This is a genomic window from Sphingobium sp. R-21, assembly GCF_049913335.1.
Lineage (GTDB): Bacteria > Pseudomonadota > Alphaproteobacteria > Sphingomonadales > Sphingomonadaceae > Sphingobium.
Window position 1 is genome coordinate 1,751,074 of sequence record NZ_CP184374.1, and the last position, 24,967, is coordinate 1,776,040.

The 24,967-nt window shown below is 65.6% G+C and carries 26 protein-coding genes; 10 read left to right on the forward strand and 16 right to left on the reverse strand.

Annotated elements, in window-relative coordinates; genetic code table 11:
- Nucleotide 1: 1 nt before the first annotated feature.
- From ACN9MX_RS08325 to ACN9MX_RS08360, 8 genes are read right to left on the reverse strand one after another with little or no spacing between them, the layout of a single operon-like run.
- Nucleotides 2-1,813, reverse strand: a complete 1,812-nt coding sequence (locus tag ACN9MX_RS08325; RefSeq protein ID WP_426386652.1) for a flagellar hook-length control protein FliK — start codon at nt 1,811-1,813, stop codon at nt 2-4.
- Complete coding sequence (locus ACN9MX_RS08330) at nt 1,806-2,231, reverse strand: hypothetical protein (protein ID WP_363739896.1); 426 nt, start codon at nt 2,229-2,231, stop codon at nt 1,806-1,808. Before ACN9MX_RS08330 ends, ACN9MX_RS08325 begins: the two co-directional genes overlap by 8 nt.
- On the reverse strand, nt 2,228-3,556 hold the full coding sequence (locus tag ACN9MX_RS08335) for a FliI/YscN family ATPase (RefSeq protein WP_426386653.1): 1,329 nt from the start codon (nt 3,554-3,556) through the stop codon (nt 2,228-2,230). The genes ACN9MX_RS08330 and ACN9MX_RS08335 overlap by 4 nt, the downstream gene beginning before the upstream one ends.
- Nucleotides 3,556-4,188, reverse strand: coding sequence for a flagellar biosynthesis protein (locus ACN9MX_RS08340; protein WP_426386654.1), 633 nt, complete (start codon nt 4,186-4,188; stop codon nt 3,556-3,558). Before ACN9MX_RS08340 ends, ACN9MX_RS08335 begins: the two co-directional genes overlap by 1 nt.
- A complete protein-coding gene (fliG, locus tag ACN9MX_RS08345) occupies nt 4,175-5,188 on the reverse strand; it encodes a flagellar motor switch protein FliG (protein WP_363739902.1) in 1,014 nt (337 codons plus the stop codon). The genes ACN9MX_RS08340 and fliG overlap by 14 nt, the downstream gene beginning before the upstream one ends.
- Nucleotides 5,181-6,947 carry a flagellar basal-body MS-ring/collar protein FliF gene (gene fliF / locus ACN9MX_RS08350; protein WP_426386655.1) on the reverse strand — a complete coding sequence of 589 codons (1,767 nt, stop codon included), beginning with the start codon at nt 6,945-6,947 and terminating at the stop codon, nt 5,181-5,183. The genes fliG and fliF overlap by 8 nt, the downstream gene beginning before the upstream one ends.
- A 1-nt stretch (nt 6,948) precedes the next feature.
- Nucleotides 6,949-7,308, reverse strand: a complete 360-nt coding sequence (fliE, locus tag ACN9MX_RS08355; RefSeq protein WP_363739907.1) for a flagellar hook-basal body complex protein FliE — start codon at nt 7,306-7,308, stop codon at nt 6,949-6,951.
- 13 nt (nt 7,309-7,321) lie between these two features.
- Nucleotides 7,322-8,578 carry a sigma 54-interacting transcriptional regulator gene (locus ACN9MX_RS08360; RefSeq protein WP_426386656.1) on the reverse strand — a complete coding sequence of 419 codons (1,257 nt, stop codon included), beginning with the start codon at nt 8,576-8,578 and terminating at the stop codon, nt 7,322-7,324.
- A 336-nt stretch (nt 8,579-8,914) separates the two neighbouring features.
- Here ACN9MX_RS08360 and ACN9MX_RS08365 point away from each other — a divergent pair, with 336 nt between their 5' ends.
- The 3 genes from ACN9MX_RS08365 to mdoH all read left to right on the forward strand — a co-directional run bounded on the left by ACN9MX_RS08365 (nt 8,915) and on the right by mdoH (nt 13,547).
- Entirely contained in the window at nt 8,915-9,733 is an 819-nt protein-coding gene (locus tag ACN9MX_RS08365; RefSeq protein ID WP_133653826.1) for a flagellin, read from the forward strand.
- A 225-nt stretch (nt 9,734-9,958) separates the two neighbouring features.
- Nucleotides 9,959-11,470, forward strand: coding sequence for a glucan biosynthesis protein (locus tag ACN9MX_RS08370; RefSeq protein WP_426386657.1), 1,512 nt, complete (start codon nt 9,959-9,961; stop codon nt 11,468-11,470).
- Nucleotides 11,471-11,648: 178 nt separating this feature from the next.
- Nucleotides 11,649-13,547 (forward strand): glucans biosynthesis glucosyltransferase MdoH, encoded by a 1,899-nt coding sequence (gene mdoH, locus ACN9MX_RS08375; RefSeq protein WP_426386658.1) that lies wholly within the window; start codon nt 11,649-11,651, stop codon nt 13,545-13,547.
- A gap of 53 nt (nt 13,548-13,600) precedes the next feature.
- Here mdoH and ACN9MX_RS08380 read toward each other — a convergent pair whose 3' ends face one another.
- The 8 genes from ACN9MX_RS08380 to ACN9MX_RS08415 form a co-directional block, all read right to left on the reverse strand.
- Nucleotides 13,601-14,338: a sigma-70 family RNA polymerase sigma factor gene (locus ACN9MX_RS08380; protein ID WP_426386659.1), complete on the reverse strand. Its 738-nt coding sequence runs from the start codon at nt 14,336-14,338 to the stop codon at nt 13,601-13,603.
- Between the two features lie 99 nt (nt 14,339-14,437).
- Nucleotides 14,438-16,558 (reverse strand): flagellar biosynthesis protein FlhA, encoded by a 2,121-nt coding sequence (flhA, locus tag ACN9MX_RS08385; RefSeq protein ID WP_363739925.1) that lies wholly within the window; start codon nt 16,556-16,558, stop codon nt 14,438-14,440.
- A gap of 9 nt (nt 16,559-16,567) precedes the next feature.
- Nucleotides 16,568-17,395: a lytic transglycosylase domain-containing protein gene (locus tag ACN9MX_RS08390; RefSeq protein ID WP_363752990.1), complete on the reverse strand. Its 828-nt coding sequence runs from the start codon at nt 17,393-17,395 to the stop codon at nt 16,568-16,570.
- 177 nt (nt 17,396-17,572) lie between these two features.
- Complete coding sequence (locus tag ACN9MX_RS08395; RefSeq protein WP_363739931.1) at nt 17,573-17,881, reverse strand: hypothetical protein; 309 nt, start codon at nt 17,879-17,881, stop codon at nt 17,573-17,575.
- Nucleotides 17,882-17,884: 3 nt separating this feature from the next.
- Nucleotides 17,885-18,166, reverse strand: coding sequence for a flagellar biosynthesis anti-sigma factor FlgM (flgM, locus tag ACN9MX_RS08400; RefSeq protein ID WP_426386662.1), 282 nt, complete (start codon nt 18,164-18,166; stop codon nt 17,885-17,887).
- Between the two features lie 46 nt (nt 18,167-18,212).
- Nucleotides 18,213-18,761 carry a flagella basal body P-ring formation protein FlgA gene (locus ACN9MX_RS08405; RefSeq protein ID WP_426386663.1) on the reverse strand — a complete coding sequence of 183 codons (549 nt, stop codon included), beginning with the start codon at nt 18,759-18,761 and terminating at the stop codon, nt 18,213-18,215.
- A gap of 96 nt (nt 18,762-18,857) precedes the next feature.
- Nucleotides 18,858-19,352 (reverse strand): OmpA/MotB family protein, encoded by a 495-nt coding sequence (locus tag ACN9MX_RS08410; RefSeq protein WP_426386664.1) that lies wholly within the window; start codon nt 19,350-19,352, stop codon nt 18,858-18,860.
- Nucleotides 19,349-20,017: a MotA/TolQ/ExbB proton channel family protein gene (locus ACN9MX_RS08415; RefSeq protein ID WP_363739941.1), complete on the reverse strand. Its 669-nt coding sequence runs from the start codon at nt 20,015-20,017 to the stop codon at nt 19,349-19,351. The genes ACN9MX_RS08410 and ACN9MX_RS08415 overlap by 4 nt, the downstream gene beginning before the upstream one ends.
- Nucleotides 20,018-20,278: 261 nt before the next feature.
- Here ACN9MX_RS08415 and flgB point away from each other — a divergent pair, with 261 nt between their 5' ends.
- From flgB to ACN9MX_RS08450, 7 genes are all read left to right on the forward strand, one after another.
- On the forward strand, nt 20,279-20,647 hold the full coding sequence (gene flgB / locus ACN9MX_RS08420; protein ID WP_133653835.1) for a flagellar basal body rod protein FlgB: 369 nt from the start codon (nt 20,279-20,281) through the stop codon (nt 20,645-20,647).
- Nucleotides 20,648-20,649: 2 nt separating this feature from the next.
- Nucleotides 20,650-21,060, forward strand: coding sequence for a flagellar basal body rod protein FlgC (flgC, locus tag ACN9MX_RS08425; RefSeq protein WP_133653836.1), 411 nt, complete (start codon nt 20,650-20,652; stop codon nt 21,058-21,060).
- Complete coding sequence (locus tag ACN9MX_RS08430) at nt 21,057-21,713, forward strand: flagellar hook assembly protein FlgD (RefSeq protein WP_363739946.1); 657 nt, start codon at nt 21,057-21,059, stop codon at nt 21,711-21,713. The genes flgC and ACN9MX_RS08430 overlap by 4 nt, the downstream gene beginning before the upstream one ends.
- Before the next feature lie 71 nt (nt 21,714-21,784).
- Nucleotides 21,785-22,627 (forward strand): flagellar hook-basal body complex protein, encoded by an 843-nt coding sequence (locus ACN9MX_RS08435; protein ID WP_363739949.1) that lies wholly within the window; start codon nt 21,785-21,787, stop codon nt 22,625-22,627.
- Nucleotides 22,628-22,686: 59 nt separating this feature from the next.
- Nucleotides 22,687-23,427, forward strand: coding sequence for a flagellar basal body rod protein FlgF (locus ACN9MX_RS08440; protein WP_426386665.1), 741 nt, complete (start codon nt 22,687-22,689; stop codon nt 23,425-23,427).
- Between the two features lie 63 nt (nt 23,428-23,490).
- Nucleotides 23,491-24,279: a flagellar basal-body rod protein FlgG gene (flgG, locus tag ACN9MX_RS08445; RefSeq protein ID WP_363739952.1), complete on the forward strand. Its 789-nt coding sequence runs from the start codon at nt 23,491-23,493 to the stop codon at nt 24,277-24,279.
- An 8-nt stretch (nt 24,280-24,287) separates the two neighbouring features.
- Nucleotides 24,288-24,959 carry a flagellar basal body L-ring protein FlgH gene (locus tag ACN9MX_RS08450; RefSeq protein WP_363739955.1) on the forward strand — a complete coding sequence of 224 codons (672 nt, stop codon included), beginning with the start codon at nt 24,288-24,290 and terminating at the stop codon, nt 24,957-24,959.
- Nucleotides 24,960-24,967: the final 8 nt, after the last annotated feature.

Below are 24,967 nucleotides of genomic sequence, written 5' to 3' on the forward strand. Positions count from 1 at the left end.
GTCAGGCATAGCGCGCGCGGGCGGCGGAATTGCCGGCGCGGCGCAGCTCGTCATGGTTAAGAACGGCCGGATCGCCGGAATTTTTAGGGGCGAGCGCGTTATTTTCCTGGGCGCGCCAGCGGCCCTGACCCTGCGCCTGACCCTGCGATTGCGCCATATTCTGGCTGTTGTTCGCCCAGCCATTGGCGCCCTGGGATCCCTGTTGCTGGGGCGATTGCTGTTGGTTGGCGCCGTCCGACCTGGCAGCTTCCGCCACATGCGGCATGCGATCGATCTTCACCTCGGCGATGCGCACGGCCGAAAGACCCGCGTCGAGGCGCAGCCGGTCGCTGTCCTGGCGCAGCGCCATTTCGGCGGCTTCGCTCGCGACGGTCAGGCTGACCGCCGCTCCATCGCTGCCCTGCCGGATATCGACCTGCACGGGCCCAAGCTGGTCGGCGTTGATCTGGAACCGGCCCTGCGCGCCATTTGCGGACAGCCCCGCAATCTCGCGGGCGAGGCCATCAATCCATTGGCCGGAAACGCCCATGTCGACGACCTGCGCGCCAAGGCTGGCGGACAAATCGGCCGGCGCAGCCGCAACCGGCGGCTGGACCGAGAGCGCAGCGGTGGGCTGGACGACCGGCATCTGGGGGGCGGCATCGACCGGATTTGATTGGACGGCATTGGCCGGGCTAGTCTCGACCGGTGCAGCAGCCCGTCCAGTCCTGGCGCGGGCGGCCAACGCTTCTCCAGCGCGGACGGGCGTGCCCGGCTGGCGGGCAGCAACCTGATCGCGCACCATCTGGAGCAAGGCAAGCGCCTCCGACTTCACCGGGTCGCCCTGAGGGTGCGCGGCGGGTACGGGGCCTTCAGCCTGTTCGTCCGATGCCGCAGGCGCAGCCATGGCGGGCGGCGCGGAGCCATTCGCCACATGCGTCGCTTCAACCGGCTGTCCGGCAAATGAGGGCGGCAATGGCACCGCTGCCGGCAGATTTTTGCCGCCATCCGGGCGGACGGGCGCCGTTTCCGTGACCACGGGTGCGGACGTCGGCAGCACCTGCGCCGGCACGCCTTGCGGCCCGAATGTCTGGACAGGGGCGAATGTCTGGACAGGGGCGAATGTCTGGACAGGGGCGACGACCGTTGCCGGAGCCGGCGCCGCATCGGCCTGTTCCTTCGGCTTGTCCGTGTCGCCCTGTTCGGCAGGCGCCAAATCGTCGGAATGCTCCACCGCCGCGGTTTCCGGCTGAACCTCTACCTTCCCCGGCTTGGCTTCCTTGCCGGAACGCGTGGCCTTGGCATGCTTGTCGGGCGTCACGACGGGCAGTTCCAGCGCGTCAGTTTCGCCCTCTTCGCTCGCGACCGGAACCGGCTCGGACTCTTGCGCCGCGACCTCTTCCACGCTGCCCTCAATGTACGCAGGCACCGTCCCCCCGACGCCGACTTGATCGACGCTGGCCTGATCAACGCCAGGCTGCGCCGGCGCGTCGATCTTCGCGGCAAGGCCGGGCGGTAGCGGCAGGGAATCCTTGCGATGGCTCTGCACGGCCCTCAGCGCATTGGCCAGGCCGAAGGACAAGGACGAGAGCGTCTCGTCGGCCTTGCCGGCCTTGGCCGGAGTTGCGGTCGGATCGATCTGCGGCAGACCCCCTGTCGCGGTACCTTCCTGCGCTTCCTGCGAAGCGTCCATCGTGCCGCTCAGCACGCTGGCAAAATTCGGCGCCCCTTCCACGGGCGTGGCCGATGCGGCCGCGCCATCGGCGGGCATGGGCGCCGCCGCCGAGGAAAAGAGCAGCGCCTTGAGGCTGGTCGGCATGTTCACGTCAGACATCTCCTGTCCTCTGCATCCGGCGATAGCGCGGCAACGCCGCGAGCTTGTTTTCCCGCCATTCCTCCAGGTCCGCGCGGGCGCGATCCTTGAGCTTCACGGCGATTTCGCGATCCCGATTGGCCGCGAGGGAAAGGCCTTCCTTGACCTCCACCTTGCGACGCGCATCGTAGAGCGCACCATCCAACTGGCGCCCCGCCTGTTCCAGCCGGCCCGCCAGTTCCTGCATCGCTGCAAAATTCGCGCCAGTTGCGACGCCCTGCCCCATAAAAAGATCATTCCGCACATTGCGCAGCCGCTCGACATTGCGGGCGATGCCCTCCGCCTCGTCGCGGGCGCGGGCGGTTTCTGTCGCGGCCATGGCATGCTGGACATGGCGGACGCGCAGCACGCGCTGGCGACGGGCGACCTCTGCCTTCACGCGCCGAACTCGGCGATGAGGGCGGCGGCGCTGCTGTCAAGGTCGATGAAGCTCTTCTGATCCTGCCGGATGAAATCCAGTATTTCCTGCCGCCGCTGCACCGCTTCGTCGATCACCGGATCATTGCCGGGCCGATAGGCGCCCATCAGGATAAGGTCGCGATTTTCCTCATAGGCGGCCCAGAGGCGGCGATAGCTGGCGGCGGCAAGACGATGTTCGTCCGGCACGACGTCCGCCATGACGCGGGAGAGCGACTTGCCGATGTCGATGGCGGGAAAGATCGCCTGCTCCGACAGATGGCGCGACAGCACGAAATGCCCGTCCACGATGGCGCGGGCGGCATCGACGATGGGATCGTCCGTGTCGTCGCCATCGGCCAGCACTGTGTAAAGCGCGGTGATGGAGCCGCCGCTGCGGCTGTCGACGCCGGCGCGCTCGACCAGACGCGGAATCATCGCCAGCGCCGATGGCGGATAGCCCTTCATCGCGGGCGGCTCGCCCAGCGCCAGCCCGATTTCCCGCTGGGCATGGGCGCAGCGGGTCAGGCTGTCGATCAGCAGCAGCACCTTCTTGCCACGTGCCCGGAAATATTCGGCGATGGCGGTGGCGCGGGCGGCGGCGCGCAGGCGCAACACCGGCGGATGGTCGGCTGGCACGGCGACGACGATGCTCTTGTGCATCGCGCCCTTCAGCTTGGTTTCCAGAAAGTCGCTGACCTCGCGGCCGCGTTCCCCGATCAGGCCTGCAACGACGATGTCCGCTTCGGCGCCCTGGATCATCTGGCCCATCAGCACCGACTTGCCGACGCCGGAACCCGCGATGATCGCGATGCGCTGGCCGCGGCCGGCGGTCAGCAGCGCATTGACGGCGCGCACGCCAAGATCGAACGGCTCGGTCACGCGGCCCCGGTCGAGCACATTGCCCTTGACCCCGTTGAGCGGCCAGGAGCCACCCGCGATGATCGGCCCCTTGCGGTCCAGCGGCTGGCCCATGGCGTCGATGACGCGGCCGATCAGCCCCTCGCCCACCTGCACCATGGTCGCCTGGCTGTCCGGCTCCACCCGCGCGCCATTTTCCAGCGGCGCGTCGGCATCAAGCGGCACCAGCAGCGTCCTGTCGCCACGAAAGCCGACCACTTCGGCACGGCAGATCGTCCCGTCCGCCGCGATCAGCCGCGCGCCGGCGCCGATGGGACGGCGAAAGCCGGTGACTTCCAGCATGCCCGCATCATGGCTGACCAGGCGGCCGACATGGCGCGGTGCGCGGTTCTGCACCTGCATATGATCGAACAGCGTTTCCGCCTGGGCCAGCGCGGCGCGAATCATCAGGCCTTGCCCTCCATATCGTCGAGCAGCGCGCGCAGGCGCGACAGGCGAACATCCGGCCCGTCCTCGACCCAGCCGTCAGCGGTTTCCAGCCGCACGCAGCCGCGATGCATGTCCTGATCGGCGACCAGCTTGACGCCCAGCACCTCGCCCTCGAGCAGCGAGACGTCATCGGGATGCATGTGCAACGCACCCCTGTCGTCATGACCTTCGATGAAGGCGGCGACGCTGTCGCAGCGCTCGACCAGCCGCTCGATGTCGATCTCGACCTCGCCCACAATCTGCTCGACCAGCCGCACCACCGTCGCGGACAACATGGTGGAAAGCATGCCGCTCGGTGCGGGAGCCAGCAGTTCGAGCGCCTGGGTCAGCCGCTCGCGCGCCTCCGCCTCGGCACCGCTCGCTTCGGTGGCGATCCGGCAACCCTCCTCGAAGCCCATGGCAAAGGCCTCGGCGCGGGCCTGTTCCAGGACATCCTCCTCGCTCTGCGGCACCACGTCATTGACGGCGCGACCGGGCGTCCTTGCGGCCTCGGCGAACAGGCTGCGAAAGCCCCCGCTCGTCACCTTTCCCATGCCGCCAAGCGGAATGCTCGCGACCTCTGCGCTGCCCCAGAGCTTAGACAAAATCATTCCCCTTGCCGCCCAGCATGATGGTGCCCGCGTCCGCCATGCGGCGGGCGGTGGCGATGATCAGCTTCTGCGCGTCGATGACCTCGGCAAGGCGGATCGGCCCGCGCTCCTCGATCTCGTCGGCGATGGCCTGGGCGGCACGGGCCGACATGGAACCGAAGATCTTGGCCTTCAGCATCTCGTTCGCGCCCTTCAGCGCGACCACCAGGATCGAACTGTCGACGGTGCGCATCAGCGTACCCATATTCTTGTCGTCCATGTCGATCAGGTTGTCGAAGACGAACATCTCCTCCTCGATCGTCTGGGCGACCATCTTGTCCCGCTTGGCCAGCGCCTTGATGATGCGCTGCTCATTGTCCTTGCGAACATTGTTCATGATCGCCGCCGCCTCGATCGTGCCGCCGCGCTGGGAAGCGCCGCCCTGCTTCTTGGCCATGTTGCCGCGCAGCAGAAGCTGTTCGAGGTCGTCCAGCGCCTCGTTCGAGACGGGGCCGAGCGTGGCGATGCGATAGACGATCTCTTCCTGATGCTCGGTCGGCAGCAATTGCAGCACGTCGGCCGCGATCGGCGCCTCCAGATGGGCAAGCACGATCGCCATGATCTGCGGATGCTCCGCCTCGATCAGCACGGCGATTTCCTTCGCGTCCATCCATTTCAGCATTTCAAGCTGGGTGGAACGGGTCGGCGGCGTGATGCGGGCGAGCATGTTCTCGGCCCGCTCCTCGCCCAGCGCCTTGGTCATCGCGCCGCGGATATGGCGGGTCGCGCCATAGCCGATGGTGGTGCGCTTCTTCGCCTTGGTGACGAAATGATCGAGCGCCTCGTTGACTTCCTCGACCTGCACGTCAGCCACGTCATACATGGCGTAGCCAAGCTGGCGCACTTCCTCGGGCTCCAGGCGCGAAAGGATCTGCGCGGCCTCATCCTCGTCGAACAGCATCAGCAGGACGGCGGCGGCGGCGCTGCCCTTCAGTGCGGCAGCGGTTGCGACCTCAGGCATTTTCCTTCTTCCCTTCCTTCAGAAGGTCGCGGACGACCAGGGCGGCGCGATCCGGATCCTGCTTCACGAAATTGCGGATCAGGTCGGCGCGCTGGGCGTAGTCATAGGTGGAGGAGATCATGTCGAGCGTGACCGGCATCGACCCGTCGGGATTGACCGTCGCCTGACGGCTGAGTTCGGTCGAGATTTCCCGGCCGATCTTCTGGCCCTCCGCGGCGATCTGTTCAGCGGCGGCGGCCTGGACGGCGGCGCGGCGCTTCAGCAGCGGACGGCCGATGCCGAAGATCACCAGCAAGGCGACCAGCAGGGCGGAGACATTGCGCACCAGCGGCGATACCCATCCGGCCTCATACCAGGGCGCCTGGACGACTTCTTCCTTGGCGAAGCTGCGCGAGGACAGGGCCACGACGTCGCCCCGCGCCTGGTCGAAGCCGACCGCGCCCTTCACCAGAGCCTCCAGCGCGGCGATTTCCTGCGCGCTGCGCGGCTTGCCGTCCGGTCCATTGTCCAGCGCGACGGCGACCGACAGGCGCTTGACCGTGCCGATGGCGTCCTTGGTCACGGAGACTTCGCGGCCCAGTTCGAAGCTGCGGTTGAAGGTCTCTTCGGTCTTCATCAGCGGATTGGCCGGCGTGCCCGGCTGGGCGGCGGTCTGTGCGCTGGTGGCGCCCTGATTGGTCGAACCTTGGGCCACAGCCTGACCGTTGGGGTTGGTCTGGGTCACGGTCGGGTTGACCGGCGCCTGATTGCTGAGCGCACCGGGGATGCCGCTCGCCTCGCTACCGGTACCTTGTCCGCGCGGGTCGGAAGCCCAGGTGCCCTGCTCCGTGCGCAGGCGCGCCTCGTCCTGCGGATAGGTCTCGCGGGTCGCCTGACGCTCCGCGAAGTTGAGTTCGGTATGAACCTCGGTAGAGAATTTGCCGGCGCCCAGGATCGGGGTCAGCAGCGCGATCACCGATTGGCGATAGCGATCCTCCATCTTGGTCTGGACGGCCAATTGGCGATCGTCGGCGGCATTGCTGTCATTGTTGCTCAGCAGGCGGCCATTCTGGTCGACGACCGAGATGTCCTCCGGATTGAGTTCCGGGATGGATGAGGCGACCAGATGCACGATGGCGCTGACCTGGGCGTCGGTTAATTGGCGACCAGAGGCAAGACGCAGCATGACCGAGGCGGACGGCTTGGACCGTTCGCGCAGGAACACGCTGGGCGGCTCCACCGCGAGGTGGACCTTGGCGCTCTCGACACTGTCGATCGCCTCGATGGTGCGGGCCAGGTCCATTTCCCTGGCGGAACGCAGCTTTTCCCCCTCCACGGCGCGGCTGGCGCCCATGGGCAGGCTGTCGATCATGCTGTTGCCGTCGGGCGCGCTCTTGGGCAGGCCCTGCGCGGCGAGCATCATCTTCGCCTTGAAATAATCGTCCTCGCCAACAGTCATGCTGCCGCTATTGTCGAAGTCATAGCGAATGCCGTTCTGGTCCAGCACCTGCGCCACGGCCGACTTGTCGGCATCGGGCAAAGCGCGGAACAGATCGCGCTGCGGCGGCTCGCGCAGCGCCAGCCAGGCCGCGCCCGCCGTGGCGACAACGCCCAGCAGGCCCAGCAGCGGCAGGCTTTTCGCCACCGCCGGCTGCTTCATGAAGCCGGTGAAGCGCGCCTTCAGCGCGTCGACGCCCTTGGCGCCGCCAAAGGAAGCGGGGCTGGCGGCGGGAAGAGCGGCAGCGCCGCCAACGGAGGGGGTGAGTGCGTTCTCGCTCATATTACACCGGCATGCTCATGATGTCCTTGTAGGCGGACAGCAATTTGTTGCGGACCTGAAGGGTGGCTTCGAAGCTGACCGACGCCTGCTGCTTGGCCAGCATGACCCCGGCGATATCGGTGGTTTCCCCCCGTTCGAACGAGGCGGCCGCTTCACCCGCCTGGTTCTGCAGGCCGTTAACCTGGTTCAGCGCCGATTTCAGCGCGTCGGTGAAGCCGCCCGGCGCCGTGGCGCCATTGGTGCCGACTGCCGCGCCCGTGCCGACATTGCCGGTCTGGGCAACATCGCGCAGCGCGGCGTTCTTCTGGAGGATGGCGTTGCGGATCGCCATCACGCTGTCGGTCGGAGAAATTCCGGTCATGCCCTATTCCTCCTCAAGCCGCGGCCAGATCGCGCATTTCGGCAAGCCGGTAGCGCAACGTGCGTTCGGAAATGCCCAGCTTGCGCGCGGCGGCGGCACGGTGACCGTCGGTTTCGCGCAATGCGGCGCGGACAGCCTCCAGCTTGCTGTTGTGGGCGACATCGCGCAGCCGGATCGGCTCGGCGGGCGCCAGGACCTGCTCCACTATGCGCAGTTGCGGCGCGCCGCTGATGTGCAGGTCGACAGGCTCGATCCTGTCCCCGTCGCGCAGCACCAGGGCGCGCTGAAGCACATTGCCCAGCTCGCGGGCATTGCCGGGCCAGACATGGGCGGCCAGCTTTTCCAGCGCCGCGACGGTCGGCCAGACAAAGGCATCCTTGGCGCTGTCCTGCTGGCGCAGCAGCATGGCGGCGGCGATGGCGGTGACGTCGCCCGGACGCTCGGCCAGCGGGCGCAGTTCCAGCGGCATGACATTGAGGCGCCAGTAGAGATCCTCGCGGAAGCGGCCGGCGGCAACCTCAGCGGCAAGGTTGCGGTTGCAGGCCGCGATGATTCGGACATTGACCGGCACCGAATGCGTGGCGCCGACCGGAAGGACTTCGCCTTCCTGCAGCGCGCGCAACAGCTTGGCCTGAAGGCTGAGCGGCAGTTCGGCGATCTCGTCAAGGAACAGCGTGCCGCCGTCGGCCGCGAGGAACAGGCCTTCCGAAGCCTGGGCCGCGCCGGTGAAGCTGCCCTTCTTGTGGCCGAAGAGCATGGCTTCCATCATGGTTTCGGGCAGCGCCGCACAGTTGACGGCGATGAAGTCGCGGGTCACGCGACCGGACTGGGCGTGGAGGAAGCGGGCCATGCCTTCCTTGCCGGTGCCGGTATCGCCCTGGATCAGCACGGTGGCATCGCTGCGGGCGACCCGCCCGGCCAGCGTCATGAGGCGGGCGCTGCCGGCGTCGCCCACGGCGGGAACGGCGGAGGGCCGCGCCAGCTCCGCGATCAGGGCGAAGGCGAAGCCCATGTCCTCCAGGCCGAAGGCGACACGCGCGGGCAGGCCGTTTGCGGCCGGCACCAGCGACGGTGCACCGTCGACCAGATTGATCAATATGTCGCGATGGGTCGCATGGCCGATTTCCGTCGCCAGCAACACCCGCCGGTCTTCCCGCTCGCGCGGGCTCTGCGCATCCACGATCCGTACGGTAAAGAACGCATTCTCCAGCCAGTGCTGCAGGCCCGGAACGAGCGCGCAGACTCCTCGGCTCACGTCCAATGATGACATGAACTTGTCCCCATGTTGTGGCTGGCTTGTGCCCCCGCACGCCCCGAACCTCTTCGATGGGTTGAAACTGCCCGACTGTGGTTATCATATGGTTAATGCGGCAAACCCCTTGCCGCATAACGGCAATTTTTTTCCGCGCGGCCGGAACTTTTCTTCGGCTTTTGCATATGCAGGGGCGACGCCCCAGCCGCCAGATCGACATATTACCCTTTATTTTCAATCAAATAGCAAAAAAATCGCGATCCGCCTAAAAGCTCTTTTCGCGGCGCCGTTATCCCCTTTCGAGGCCGCAAGCAGCCTGATGGCAGCGACCTGAACGAACGAAAGGGTATCAAAATGACTGTTATCGGAACCAACTCCTCGGCGCTGCGTGCATCCAATGCCTCGGCCATGGCCAGCAAGGCTCTCAGCACCGCGATGGAACGCCTGTCGACCGGCAAGCGCATCAACTCGGCAAAGGACGACGCCGCCGGCCTCGCCATCGCCTCGACCATGACCTCGCAGATCCGCGGCATGACCCAGGGCATCCGCAACGCCAATGACGGCATCTCCCTCGCCCAGACGGCGGAAGGTGCGCTGGGTGAAGTCAACAACATGCTGCAGCGCATGCGTGAATTGACCGTCCAGGCGCTGAACGGCACCAACGACACCAATTCGAAGGCGAACATCACCTCGGAACTCGACCAGCTGTCGACCCAGATCAACAGCGTGATGACCAACAGCAAGTTCAACGGCATCTCGCTGTTCCCGACCACGGCGGCAACGATCACCGTCCAGGCCGGTTCGACCGCAGCCGACTCGGTTTCGCTCTCCGTCGGCGGCATCGACCTCTCGGCCGTCGTCGGCGCCAGCGCCGCCACCGTCAGCGGCTCGGCAGCGACCACCGCGACCCTGGCGCTCTATGACACGGCGCTGCAGTCGGTCTCGACCGCCCGCGCCACGCTGGGTGCGACGCAGAGCCGCCTGGAATCGACGGTCAACACGCTGACGGCCAACGTCACCAACCTGACCGACGCCCGCAGCCGCATCGAGGACGCCGACTTCTCGGCCGAAACGACCGCCCTCGCCAAGCAGCAGATCCTGAGCCAGGCCTCGACCGCGATGCTGGCCCAGGCGAACCAGAGCCAGCAGGGCGTGCTGAAGCTGATCAGCTAAGCTGCGATACTGAGATTGACCGGCCGGGGTTTTGGTCACCCCGGCCGTTCATGCCACCCCCGGCACATCAACAGTCCCCACCGTGCCGGGGGTAGAAACTTCGATGAAACGACCAGCTCAAACGAAGCCTCCGTCCCCCCGGGCGGAGGCTTCATCGCATTTGCGGTCCGACCATTTTCCAATCGATGCGGGATCGAAACACTTGCATTGGTGGTTGTCGCACCCATGATGACAGCGATGAACAAGAATATTTCGACAGGAATCGGGCGGCGCGCGATGATCGCGGCCTCCGGTGCGGCGCTGCTGCTTCCCGGCTCCCTGCTGGCGCGGGACGGGGCCGAGGCCTTTTCCTGGAACATGCTGGTCGCCCGGGCGCAACGCCTGGCCCGCGCGGCGTTCAAGGTGACGCCCTTTTTCCCCGGAGCCGACAAGATCGGCTACGACGCCTTCAACCAGGCGCGATTCCGGGATGAACGGACGATCTGGAACGACCGGGGCGACGACACCGGCATCCGCCTGTTCCCGCTCAGCAGCACGGTGCAGCAGCCGGTCGAGATCGCATTGGTGGAACAGGGCCGCGCCACGCCGCTGCGCTACGACCCCGACATGTTCGACGCCCCAGCCGGCAATGCGGTGCGCAATCTCGGCCCCGATGCGGGCTTTGCCGGTTTTCGCATCATGAACGCGGCACGGGACGGCGACTGGCTGTCCTTTCTGGGCGCCACCTATTTCCGGGCGCCCGCTGAAAGGCAGTTCGGCCTGTCCGCCCGCGCCGTGGCGATCAACACCAGCATCGCGGGCAAGGAGGAATTTCCCCGTTTCACGCATTTCTGGCTGGAGCGGACGGGGCGCAGCAGCGTCACCGTCTATGCGCTGATGGACAGCGCATCCCTGACCGGCGCCTTCCGCTTCGCCAGTACTCTCACGCCGCAGGGCGTGCGACAGGATGTCGATGCCGTGCTGTTCACGCGCAAGGCGGTCGCGGAACTGGGATTGATGCCGATGACCAGCATGTTCTGGTACGATCAGGCCGACCGGCGCACCCGCACCGACTGGCGGCCGGAAATCCATGATTCAGACATGTTGTCCATCGCCAGCGCCGACGGCACCGTCCATTGCCGCCCGCTGGTCAACCCCTCCGCCCCTCGGGTCGATGTCTTTGCGGAACGCAATCCCAAGGGTTTTGGCCTGCTTCAACGCGACCGGAATTTCGATCATTATCAGGATGACGGGGTCTTCTACGAACGGCGCCCTTCCCTGTGGACGACCAGCCGCAAACCGCTGGGCGCCGGGGAGGTGCGGCTTTACGCCTTCCCGACCGACAGCGAATATACCGATAATGTCGCGGCCTACTGGACGCCCGCCGCGCCCACCCGCGCCGGCAACCGGATAGAGGCAAGCTACCGGCTTGACTGGTCGGCGGCGCGCGCGCCGGCCTCCGCCGGCCTCGCCACGGTCGAAAATATCTGGACCGGCCAATCGGGCGAGGCAGGAGTCGACCGCTTTCTCGTCGATTTCTCCGGGGTGCCGACAGGAACGCAGCCCGACATCTGGGTCGATCTGGCCGGTGGAACCCTGGTCAAGAAGGCCGGCTATCCGGTCCTGCACCAGAAGGACATGTTCCGGATGGTCCTGGATATCCGTCGGGATCGCGGCAAGGCGACCGATATCCGCGCCCAGCTCAGGGCCGGCAATCGCCCGTTCAGCGAATATGTGCATTACCCGCTGGGCGCCTGAATGACAGGCATGCTAGAGCGTTTTCACTATGAGCGGAAACGCTCTGGTCTTTTGATGCCGCATTTTCCGGGCCGTCGACCGTAAACGGTCAACTTGAAAATGCTCCAGGGAACCAGCCAAAGCCAAGTTGGTTCTGAATGACGGGTTTCGGCCCGAACCTCTGGCGAAACGGGTCGGTATGAAGGCAACGGGCGGCGTGCACAGCAACAGGGCCAGCGGATCGACGCCTGCAAGGGCCTTCGAACATCTCCCTCCGGAGCGGCCATTGGCCATGCCCGCGCAGGATTTCGCGGCGGCGCCCCGCGACCTGCCGCATCGTCCGTTCAACATCGACCTGTGGGCGCGTCGCACGCTGGTCGTGCTGCTGGCGCTGCTGCCCGCATCCATGGCCGCGCATGAGATGCGGCGCTCCATCGGCCTTGACGGCATATCGCCATGGGAAGGCGTGTATCTGGCCTTGTTCATCCCGCTTTTCGCGTGGATTGCCTTTGGCTTCGCCACCAGCCTCATTGGTTTCCTGCTGCTGACCGTGGGGCGCGGCCAGGGCGTGCGACCCTATCGCGCCCGCTCCACGGTGCCGTTGCGTGGCCGGACCGCCGTGCTGCTGCCGGTCTGCAACGAGGATTTTCAGGATGTGCTCGCCCGCCTCTCGATCATGGAGCGCTCGCTCGCGCAGGTGATGGGCGGTGAGCGGTTCGAATTTTTCATCCTGTCCGATTCGAACCCGAAAAATGGAGAGAAGGAGCGCGTCGCCTATCTCAAGATGCGCCGGGGCTTTTCCCGGCCGGTTCATTATCGGCGGCGGACGCTCAACATAGGACGAAAGCCGGGTAACATCGCCGAATGGGTCGAACGCTTCGGCGGCGCCTATGACCATATGATCGTGCTGGATGCGGACAGCGTGATGAGCGGACAGACCATGGCGCGCCTTGCCGCCGACATGGAACGGCATCCCCATGTCGGCCTGATCCAGACCGTGCCGTCGATCGTCGGCGCATCGACGCTGTTCGCCCGGTGGCAGCAATTCGCCAGCCGCCTGTTCGGCCCGATTTCCGCCGCCGGCATGATCTGGTGGGCGGGATCGGAAGGCATGTTCTGGGGCCATAATGCGATCCTGCGGACCAGGGCCTTCGCGCAGAGCTGCGGCCTGCCCGAACTGCCCGGACGCGCGCCCTTTGGCGGGCATATCATGAGCCACGACATGGTCGAGGCCGCGCTGCTGCGCCGCCGCGGCTGGGACGTGCATATCGTCATGGCCGACGACAGCTTCGAGGAATTTCCCCCGTCCCTGCCCGACCTCGCCACCCGTGACCGCCGCTGGTGCCAGGGCAATATCCAGCATGTGCCGCTGCTTTCGAAGATCAGGGGCATGCACCCGGTCAGCAAATTCCAGCTTTTCGTCGGAGCGTCGGCCTATTGCACGTCGCCGCTATGGCTGACCCTGATGCTCGTGGTGCTGGGCGGCGCGGCGGCGGGCGTGTGGCCGCCCAGCGCGATATTGCCGTCGGGCGGACTGCTCGCGCTGACAGCGGTGCTGCTGTTCGGGCCGAAGCTGCTCGCGCTGCTCTGGGCGCTGGCCGATCCGGCGCGACGCATCGGCTTTGGCGGCGGGGTACGCATGATGCGCGGCGTGATCGCGGACATTGCGTTGTCGATCCTGATGGCGCCGATCAGCATGCTGACGCAGACCATAAACCTGTTCGGCATATTGATGGGCCGCAAGAGCAGCTGGAACGGCCAGACCCGCGACCGGGACGGCATGCGGATGCTGCCCGCGATCTGGCTGTTCAAATGGCATATGCTGCTGGGCGCGGGACTGACGCTGCTGGCGGTGAAGTCCGATACCTCGCTTGGCTGGATCATACCTGTGGTGGCGGGCCTTGCGCTGGCGCCCTTCTTCGCGGCCTTCACCGCGCGCAAGGATCTGGGCACGCATGTCGCGAAAAGTGGGCTGTTCCAGGTGGCGGAACCGTGGTGGCGCACGCAGAATTACCAGAAGACGCGCTACCGGCAGTTGCAGTTGGACAATGCAAGGCCGCCCTTCGAAGGATTGTCCAACGTGGCCAATGACGGCTAGCGGTCAGAACACCTTGTTCCTGCGAAGGCAGGCAGGGAGGCGTCGGACGAGGCTCAGTCCCAATCCCGCAATTTCTCGCGCAGCTTGTCGAGCGCGGCCTTCTTGATCTGACAGACGCGCGCGGCGCCGATGTCCAGCGTCGAGCCGATCTCATCCAGGTTCAGTTCCTCGACGAAATAAAGCTGAAGCACCAGAGCCTCCCGCTGCGGCAGTTCCCCGATATATTTCGCCAGCGCGCCTTTGAGCGACTCGCGCTCCATCACATCGTCGGCGCGGTCCTCGACATCGGCAAACCACATGGACTGGTCGGAATAGACCTCGTCCATGCTGCTATGCTGCACCATCTCGCAGCTATCGGCCAATTCGCGGTAAGCGGAGGCGTCCAGCCCCATCTCGGCCGACATTTCCGCCTCCAGCGGTGCGCGGCCCAGCTTCTGCTCCAGCCGGTTGCGGATGGCGGTCAGCTGCTTGCGCTGGGCCATGGCGGAACGCGTCATCGTCGCCTGACGGCGCAGATGGTCGATCATCGCCCCCCGCACGCGCATCTGCGCATAGGAGGCAAAGCCCAGACCCCGATCCTCGAAGCCGTTCGCAGCCTCAACGAGCGCGACCATGCCGATCTGGAGCAGGTCCTCGATCTCGATCGCGCTCGATACCCGGCCATGGACATGCCAGGCGATCTTGCGCACCAGTGGCATATATTGGCGCGCCAGCCTTTCGGGCGAACTGGCATGGGCGGACCGGCCATAGGTGTTGGCATCGGAACCGGCGACGACCCTATTCATGAACATTGGTCAGGCTCCTCAGAGCGATTTCGAGGGAAATGGAACATTCCCCGGCTTGGAAATCGCGGCAAAATAAAGACATAGGCCCTTCTTCATCTCCCCGGCCTATGCAACGCGTTCGCGAGCAGGCAGCGGATCATGGCGCGGCGCGGGCCGCTGTTCGCCGCCGACCACGGCGACGACTTCCACGCCCTTGCCGTCGGGAATTTCCAGGAAGGACAGCACCGGCGTTTCCGGCAGATGCGGCTTGAACAGTCGGGCCAGCGCCCGGCGCGCGACCGGCGAGGTGACGATGGCGAAAGTACGCGCCTGCCCCAGCAGCGGCCGGGCGGCGGCGATCACCGCCTCTATGATGCGGTTGGCCAGCGCGGGCTCGATCGGGTGCCGGGCATCGCCCGCGACCCGCATCGCCTGCGCCAGCAGCGCTTCCAGATCGCCGTCCAGCGTGATCACCGGCAGCGGCATCTTCACCGGCACCAGCCCCTGGATGATCAGCGAACCGATCCGCTGGCGCACCGCTTCGACCAACTGGTCGAGGGTCATGTCCGGCCGCGCAGCATCGACCATCGCCTCGCAGATGCGGCGGAAGTCCTTGAGCGGGATGCCCTCCGCCAGCAGGGCGCGGCAAAGCGCGCTGATCTGGGTGAGGTTCAGCAGGCCGGGGGTCAGGCCGTCGACCAGTTGCGGCGCAGCGTCCTTCAGATTGTCGAGCAGCTTGCGCGCTTCGTCCAGGCCGAACATCTCGCTGGCGTTCATGGCGATGAGCTGGTTGAGATGGGTGGCGACCACCGTCGGCGGGTCGACCACCGTATAGCCCGCAACCACCGCTTCGCTGCGCTTGGCGGGCGAAATCCAGACAGCGTCCAGGCCAAAGGTCGGGTCCTTCGCCTCGCGGCCGGACACCGTGCCCTCCAGTGCGCCGCTGTCGAGCGCGAGCAGATCGTCGGGGAAAATCTCGTCCTCGCCCACGACCACCCCGGCGATCGTGATGCGATATTGATTGGGCTCCAGTGCCAGATTGTCCTTCACGCGGACCATCGGCACGACAAAGCCCAGTTCCTTCGAAAGCTGGCGCCGGATGCCGGTGATCCGGGCCATCAGCGGCGCGCCCTTGCGCTCGTCCACCAGGCTGATCAGCCCGTAGCCGATCTCCAGCCCCAGCACCGCGCCGTCCGACACGTCGTTCCATTCGATGAGCGCCGGATTGGGCGGCGGCGGGGCCGCTTCGGGTTCGGCCGCCTTGCGCTGGCTCGACTTGCGCAGGTGCCACGCAATGCCGCACGCCACAGCCGCGGCGGGCAGGATGACCATGTGAGGCATGCCGGGCAATATGCCCAGGAAAGTCAAGATCGCCGCGACCGGCATCCACGCCTTGCCCGAACCGAACTGGCTGGTGATCTGGTTCGACAGATCGTCCTCGCTGCCGACGCGGGTAACGATGGCGGCGGCGGCGATGGACAGCAGCAGCGCCGGAATCTGCGCCACCAGCGCGTCGCCGATGGCCAGGATGATATAGGTCTGCGCGGCCTCGCCGATGCTGAGCTTGTGGCTGACCACGCCCAATATGATGCCGCCGACAATGTTGATGGCGAGGATCAATATGCCCGCGACCGCATCGCCCTTCACGAATTTCGAGGCACCGTCCATCGAACCGTAGAAATCGGCCTCGGTCGCCACTTCGCGGCGGCGGACCTTGGCTTCTTCCGGGGTCAACAGGCCGGCGTTGAGGTCGGCGTCGATCGCCATCTGCTTGCCCGGCAGGGCGTCCAGGGTGAAGCGGGCGCTGACTTCCGACACGCGGCCCGCGCCCTTGGTGATGACGACCAGGTTAATGATCATCAGGATCGCGAAGACGAAGATGCCGACGACATAGTCGCCGCCGATCAGGAAATGACCGAAGGCCTCGATGACATGGCCCGCGGAATCCGTGCCTTCATGCCCGTTCACCAGCACCACGCGGGTCGACGCGACATTGAGCGCCAATCGCAGCAGCGTCGCGAACAGCAGCACCGTCGGGAAGCTGGAGAAATCCAGCGGTTTCGCCGCGTTCAGCGCAACCATCAGCACCGCCAGCGAGATCATGATGTTGGTGATGAAGCCAATGTCCAGCATGATCGCGGGCACCGGCACCATCATGAACAGCACGACCATCAGCGTCGCGATGGGCAGCACGGCCCCCTTGGCGGCGCTCATCCAGATCTTCGCTTTGACTTGGGCGGGAGTCATAAGGGGCCGTTACCTTCCGAGGGTGGCGAGCATGAGATAGGCGAGGCGCGCCGTCTGCGGCTGCGGGCGGATGCCTGTCACATCGGCCGCGCTTGCAAGGCGCTGGGTTTCGATCCGCACATAGTCGGCGGGCTGCACCGCCTTCGCGCCGGAGGGCAGCGAGGCGTCGGCATATTGGATCGCGCCACCGCCGACCGAATCGAAGCCCTTCTGGAGCTTGGCGGCGAAGCGGTCGCGGATTTCCGCGAAGCTGCGGGCATTGCCCTGCTTGTCGTAGAAGATGGAACGGTTCGCGCGGGCCGCCGCCGGAAACATGGCCGCCGCAGCCGCATTGGGCGCGCGATCGTTCATCGACAGGAACCTGCTGGCCCCGCCGACGCCCAGGAAATGGGCCATATAGAGGTCGACCGGCTCCGCCTCGCGGCCCAGGCGCTGTTCCAGCGTCGCCTTGTTGTCGGCGGCATGTTCGGCGGCCATGACAGAGGCGGTTTCGGGATGCTTGCGCAGGTCGAGTATCTGCTGGCGAAGGTCCGGATCGGCCACATAATAGCGGCCGTTGCTGCCCCGGCTGATCGCGTCGGCGGCCCAGCCCAGGCCATATTCGCTGCCATGCTGGTCGATGACCGCCAGCCAGCTCTGATCGACGAACTGGTAAAGCCCGGTCGCGGAAGAGGTGGTCGCACGGGCGGTGGGATTGAGGCTGCTTTCGATCTTCGCCTGACCGAGCAGATAGGCGAAGTCCACGCCGGTACGCCGGCTGGCCATGGCGATCGCGTTCGTGACGCGATTGCCCGTTGTAGCCGCCCCTGTTCCTGCGATGTCTGCAAAAACCGACACTGGTTCGATCAATCCCCGTTGGTACCGGGGGTCATTAGAGCAAGTGACGTGCCAAGATTTGGTTAACGCGTGCTCATAATTTGATTGCTGCTCTGGTCATGTCGGAGCGCGCTGCCGACCGGAAATGAAAAAAGGCGCCTCGCGGGCGCCTCGTCAAACAACAGCAATGACGCCTATTTAGCGCCCATATACCAGCGGTGCCGCCTCCGCGCCCCGCGCCGCGAGGATCGCGAGTCGTTGGCTGGCATGGTCAGCCAGCAGGTTCGTGCGGATCCGGGCGGATTCCATCAGCGGCGCAAGCGCCTTCAGCCGGTCCTTCACCGCCTCGTCAGACCGCCACACTCCGATGGCGCGCACGGCCGCCGCCGCCTTGGCGATTCGCTGGCCTGCCGTTTCGATGGCAGTCGGGTCGACCCCGTCGAGCGCCCCGCGCAGCTCTTCGAAAGCCGCGTTCAACTCGTCCAGCGCTGCAAGGCCGAGCGGCATGGGTCAGCCAGCCGTCGGCAGGTCAAGCGCGAGCATGCGATCCGCGATCGCCGCCGGATCGACAGGATAATTACCCGAAGCGATGGCAGCCTTGATCGCGGCGACGCGATCCATGTCGATCGGGGCCCCCTCCGCCGCCATGCGGGCAGCCGGGCTGGCCGAGCCGGTCGAAGAGGCGGATGTCGCGGCCGAGCCGACCGAAGAAGCGCGCGCGGTCTTGCCGCCTTCCTTCAGGCGGGCTGCCTCTATGGCGGCGCTGATATTCTGGCCGACAGACTTGATCATCGTTTCAATCCTTCATTCGTCCCGCACAGTCTATATACGGCCGGGTTCAAAAATTGTTAAATCCCGGAACACGAACAATTCCCATTTCCACGACCTGCGCCAGAATCGGCGGCGACTTGCGGTCTTCCCGCACGCGAATCGTTTCGCCCACGGCGCCGTCTTCGTCCGCCATCATCATGCGCGATACGCTGAAGGCGGCATTGCCGGCCATCAATTGCACCGGATCGCCCTTCCGGACCACGGCGTCCTTCGGCATGGCCCGCATCGCCGGAGCATAGCGCGCCACCGGGCCTGACGCCGCCGCGGTGCCACCCGCCACCAGCGGTACGCGAATCCGCCAGCCCAGCGCGTCGCACTTGACGATCGCCGCGCCGAACAGCGGCCCGTCCACGCTGGGCGTGGTCGGGCAAGCGGCCAGCCGCAGGCGGCGGTCGACCGGCGCCATCGGGCCGCCCGGTTCGCCCAGATTGGCGCCGACTGTCATCGCGACCAGGCTGTCGATACGATCCAGATTCTCGAACTTCTGCTGCGCCAGCGCCGGGTTGGATGCTGAAACGGACAGCGCCAGAAGGAGGATCTTGGGCAAATGCGTCACGGTGTCTCTCCGAAAAGCGGACAGGATTGACCATCAACAACGCAATATTCGTGCCATGTTGGAACATGGCGATGGCCGATACTCCCGGAGCGGGCCTCAGCGATCATGGCGGACATCGGGCGTGATCAGGATCATCTGCCCCTTGCCGTCCGCGCCATCCAGCTGGTCAAGCCCGCGCAGCACCAGCCGGTCGCCCGCGATTCCCCCCGCCTTCAGCGCCCGCGCCACCGCACCCAGCCGCGCCGCCGACAGATCCCAGCCGTCGAACCGCTGACGCGCCGCATCCGTGCCATGGCTGCTCACTTCCAGCCGCTCATGGCCGCGGGCATAGCGATCCACCACAATCTTCAGCCGCGCGCGCCCCTGTTCCGTCAGCAAGGCTTCACCGGGCAGGAACAATTCGGCCGCGCGGATTTCCATGGGGCTGCTCGCCTGGCCGCCAAATTGCTGCCGCACCTGCGCCAGCATGGCGTCGCGCCGCTGGCCGCTCGCCTGAAGCATGACGAAGAAACCGAGCAGCAACAGCAGCAGATCGGCGAAGCTGATCGCCCACCGGCCGCGCCGTGCCCCGGCAAGGGCGGAGATATTCATGCCACCTCGCGGATCGAAGCGCGACGCGTCGGCACATTTTCGCGCCGCGCGATGGCGGCCATGCGGTCAGTGACCTCCTTTTGCCAGGCCAGTTCCCGCTCCGACAGGTCGGCCAGCCGCATCGCGATCGGCGCGGCGACGACATTCGCAATGACCACGCCATAGAAGGTGGTGAGGAGCGCCAGCGCCATGGAAGGCCCCAGCGCGGCAGGATCGTCCATCGCTGCGAACATGCCGACCAGGCCGATGATCGTTCCCGCCATGCCCAGCGCGGGCGCGGCATCGGCGATGGAAAGCCAGACCTTGCAGGCGGCACCGTGGCGCTGAGCCCGGTCGGCCAGCGACTGCGCGGCCCAGAGTTCGAATTGCTCGGTCTTCTCGCAATTGGCGAGCCGGCGCGCGGCTTCGGTCAGATAGGGATTGGCGGTCTTCACCCGGTCGGTGCAGGCAAGGCCGCGCAGTTGCGCGACCTGATCGATCTTCAGCATGGCCGCCCGCGCGCTATCCCGGTCCCGTGCCGGATCGGCGCGCAACAGCGGTACAAGTGCGGCAAAGGCCCGCCCCAGCCCGTGCACGCCATTCTGGAACAGCGCCAGCAGCCCGACACCTGCAACCATGGCCAGCATGGTCAAGGGGTCGAACAAATGCGCCATGATCCCGATCATTTTCCGTCCCCGCTCACGCCCGGCCGACCGGCGGCAAAGCGCTGCCACCCGTCGGCAAAATTTTGCCGCCCTTGCCGCCATCACCACCCAATCCCGCGGATTTCCGCCATTGGCCGTCATGCCGATGCGTCACCCACGCAAATTGGCACGGCTCTTGCGAATATCAGGCTGGATCACCCGTGGTTCACGCCATCAGGCCTCAGAACGGCGGGGGAGACGAATGTTTTAGGCCCTGTGGGGCGAAAAAACGGAAAGACGAAAATGTCGCTGGAAGACGGTTTGTTCGGGATCCATGGAAAGGCGCTGGCGCTTCGCTCGCAGCGCCTGTCCCTGCTCGCGTCCAATATCGCGAATGCTTCGACGCCCGGATACAAGGCGCGCGACATCGACTTCGAATCCGCCCTCAAGGAAGCCACCACGCAACAGGGCAAGTCAGCCGCCGACGTGTCGCGCGCTGTCGACGACACCATGGGCTATCGCGTTCCGCTGCAACCCAGCCTTGACGGCAATACGGTCGAACTCAGCACCGAACAGACGCTGTTCGCGGAAAACGCCGTCAAATATCGCACGACCCTCTCCTTCCTGGAGGGCCGCATCAACACCATCACCCGTGCGCTCAAGGGAGAATGAGCATGAGCGGTTCAGGTCCCCTCAACGTCTTCGACATCGCCGGCCGCGCCATGAGCGCGCAGCTCGTGCGGTTGAACGCCACGGCATCCAACATGGCCAATGCCGGCAACGTCACCGGCAGCGCCGCAGAGGCCTATCGCGCGATCAAGCCGGTGTTCCAGTCGGTCACCGACAGCCCCGGCGTCTCCACCGTCAAGGTGCAGAATGTCGTCACCACCAATGCCCAGCCCACCAAGCGCCACGATCCCAACCATCCCCTGGCGGACAAGAATGGCGATGTCTGGGAGGCCGCCGTGGATAGCAGCGCGGAACTGGTCGACATGATCGAGACCGCCCGCATGTACCAGAACAATGTGCAGGTGCTGAACACCGCCAAGTCCCTGATGCTCGAAACCATAAGGATCGGCAAATGACGACCACCACCGCCACGGATAGCGCGGGTCTTTCGATCTACAATCCCTATGCCAATGTCGGGACGGGAAAGTCGGAAATGGGGCAGGCGGACTTCCTGCGCCTGCTGACCGCGCAGATGCAGACGCAGGACCCGTTCGAACCCGTCGACAACGCGCAGATGGTGGCCCAGATGGCGACCATCACCAACAGCAGCGGCATTGCGGAAATGAACCAGACGCTGAAGGGCCTGGCCTCTCAGCTCACCGGATCGCGCCTGGGCGATGCAGCAAGCTGGATCGGCAAGTCGATGCTGGTCAACAGCAACATCGCCGCCCCCGATGCCGCCGGCCAATATATGGGCCAGGTCAGCTTCGCGGACGCCACCAGCGGCGCTTCGGTCGACCTGATCGACGGCAACGGCAATGTCGTGAAGACGATCGATCTGGGCAACCAGGCCAAGGGCGACGTCAACTTCTTTTGGAACGGCAAGGATGAAGCCGGCAACACCATCGCCACCGATGCGCTGAAGATCAGGGTCAACGGCGCTTCCCCCAGCCGCGTCGCGAGCTGGGCCACCATCGCCGCCGTGCAGTCACCCGCCGACGGCAGTGCATCCAAACTCATCACGCCGCTCGGCACCTACTCGCCGGCCGACGCCATCTCCCTCGCCTGATCCGCAGCAGTTTCCTTTCACCTTCCAAATTCCTTTCACCCCCAAATTCCTTTCACCCAAGGAGCAACGCCATGTCCTTCTACATCTCGCTTTCCGGCCTGAAGGCCGCCCAGACCGACCTTGCGACCACCGCGAACAATGTCGCCAACGTCAATTCGACCGCCTTCAAGAAGAGCAAGGCCGTGTTCGGCGACATCTTCGCCGCCGCGCCGATGCAGACCACGACGCAGGTCGCGGGTCAGGGCGTGCGCTCACAGGGGATCGACCAGCAATTCACCCAGGGCACGATCGAGACCACCGACAAGACGCTGGACCTTGCCATCACCGGCGAGGGCTTCTTCACGGTGAAGCGCAGCGCCGACAATCAGGTGGGCTACACCCGCAACGGCGCCTTCTCGGTCCAGGAGGATCGCTATGTGGTCGACACCACCGGCGCGCGTCTTCAGGTGATCCCGCTCGACCCCACCACCGGCGCTCCGACGGTCACGGGCACCTTGACCCCGGCCTCGCTGACCGACCTCAAGATTCCGACCAACTGGCCCGACGGCGGCACCGGCAACCAGCTCACCAGCGTGGGCGTGACCGAAGAAGGCAAGATCACCGGCGTCTATGCCGACGGATCGACCGTCTATCTGGGCGCGACCGCGATCGCCGCCTTCAACAGCCAGGAAGGCCTGCGCCAGAGCGGCGACGCCCACTGGACCGCCACCAACGCCAGCGGCACGCCGATGCTGGGAACCGGCAATAGCGGCCTGTTCGGCTCGGTTCGTTCGGGCGCGCTGGAACGGTCGAACGTCGACATCACCGAAGAACTGGTCAACCTGATCTCGGCCCAGCGCAACTTCCAGGCGAACTCGAAGGCGATCGAGGCGGCCAATACGCTCTCGACCACCATCGTGAACATGCGGAGCTGACAGTTCGCCTCGCCAGGCTGAGCATCTTTTGAAAAAGCCCACCGATCAAGGAATCCCCCATGGACAGGCTCGTCAACACGGCACTCACCGCGATGCGCGGCGCGATGGCGCGGCAGGCGGCGATCTCCAACAATCTGGCGAACGTCAACACCACCGGCTTCCGCGCGGAAATCGCGAATGCCGAAACACGCTGGATCAAGGGCGATACCTTCGACACGCGGGCACAGGCATCCGAACAGGTGATCGCCGCCGACATGGCGCAAGGCGCGGTCACGGAAACGGGCAATCCGCTGGACGTGGCCATGAACGGCGATGCGATGCTCGCCGTTCAGGCCGCGGACGGCAGCGAAGCCTATACGCGCCGTGGCGACCTGAAGGTCAGTGACAGCGGCCTGCTCACCACCGGCGACGGCATGCCCGTGCTGGGCGATGGCGGCCCGATCACCCTGCCGCAGATGGACAGCGTTTCCATCGCCAAGGATGGCAGCATCTGGGGCGTTCCCCAGGGCGGCGATCCCGCCAATCCCCAACAGGTCGACAAGCTGAAGCTGGTGAGTCCCGTCGGCTCCAGCATAGCCAAGGGCACGGACGGCCTGTTTCGCGAAGTCAATGGCGGCGCCCTTCCCGACGATCCGCTCGGCAGCGTGACCGGCGGATCGCTGGAAGGATCGAACGTCAACGCCACGTCCGCCCTCGTCCAGATGATCGAGGCGAGCCGCGCCTGGGAAACCCAGGTCAAGATGATCGACACCGCCAAGCAGCTCGACGACGGCGGCGCATCGCTGATGCGGCTGGACTGATGACTGATCTGGCACGGCTCTTGCTTTTCATGATGCGATGAGCCTGCCTCACGGAGATAGACGATGACCAACGCCGCCCTTCATGTCGCCCGCACCGGCCTAGACGCGCAGAACACGAAGATGCGCGTGATCGCCAACAACCTGGCGAACGTCAACACCACCGGCTTCAAGCGCGACCGCGCCGATTTCGAGACGCTGGCCTATCAGCAGATCGTGGCGGCGGGCGCGAACAGCGACAGCCAGAACAAGTTCGCCACCGGCCTCAACCTCGGCTCCGGCGTGGCGATGCAGGGCACGGCCAAGATCAACAGCCAGGGCACGCTCAACCAGACCGGCAACACGCTGGACATGGCGATAGAGGGTTCGGGCTATTTCCAGGTGCAGCAGCCCGACGGCTCGATCGCCTATACCCGCGCCGGCAATTTCACGACCACGGCCGAAGGCGTCGTCGTCACCAGCGAAGGGCTGCCGCTGATCCCGCAGATCACGGTTCCCGAAGGCGCCACCAGCGTCACCATCGGCAATGACGGCACCGTCTCCGCCACGCTTCAGGGGCAGACCGAACCGACCCAGCTCGGCCAGATCGAACTGGCGAGCTTCATGAATCCGGGCGGGCTCACGGCGGTTGGCGGCAACCTGCTCAAGGAAAGCGCCGCCAGCGGCACGCCGCAGGTCGGCGTCGCCGGGCTGGACGGGCGCGGCGTCGTCCGCTCCGGCTATCTCGAAACCTCGAACGTCAATGTGGTCGAGGAACTGGTCGACATGATCGAGACGCAGCGCGCCTATGAGGTCAATTCCAAGATGATCAAGGCGACGGACGAAATGCTCCAGTACGTCAACCAGCAGCTGTGAGCATAGCGATGCGCAGAACGGCCATTTTCCTCCTCTTGGCGACGGCCCTTTCCGCCTCCCCGGCCATGGCCGGCAAGAAGCGCGACGCCGAACGGCAATTTTATGCCCCCACGGTGGTTGCCGCCCCGGCCGCTCCGCCCGCCAACGGCTCGATCTTCCAGGCGTCGATGGGCTATACCCCGCTCACCAGCGGGGCGCGGGCGACCAGCGTGGGCGACATCATCACGATCGTCCTGGTCGAAAGGACGCAGGCGACCAAGAGCAACAGCGCCGACACCAGCCGCGACGGCAGCATCGCGCTGACGCCGCCCAGCACCGGGCCGCTCTCCAAGATATTCTCCGCCAGCGACATCGGCTCCAGCGGCAGCAACAGCTTCACCGGCAAGGGCGCCGCGACCCAGTCCAATGCCCTGAATGGGGAGATCACCGTGACGATCGCGGCGACCTACCCCAACGGCACGATGCTGGTGAAGGGCGAAAAGGCGCTGACGCTCAATCGCGGCGACGAATTCATCCAGATCAGCGGCCTCGTCCGCCAGGCCGACATCGGCCCCGACAACCGCATTGCCTCGACCCGCGTGGCCGATGCCAAGATCATCTACACCGGCAAGGGGGAAATCGCCCGCGCCAGCCGCCAGGGCTGGTTGCAGCGCTTCTTCTCCATGATCAGCCCCTTCTGATGGACATG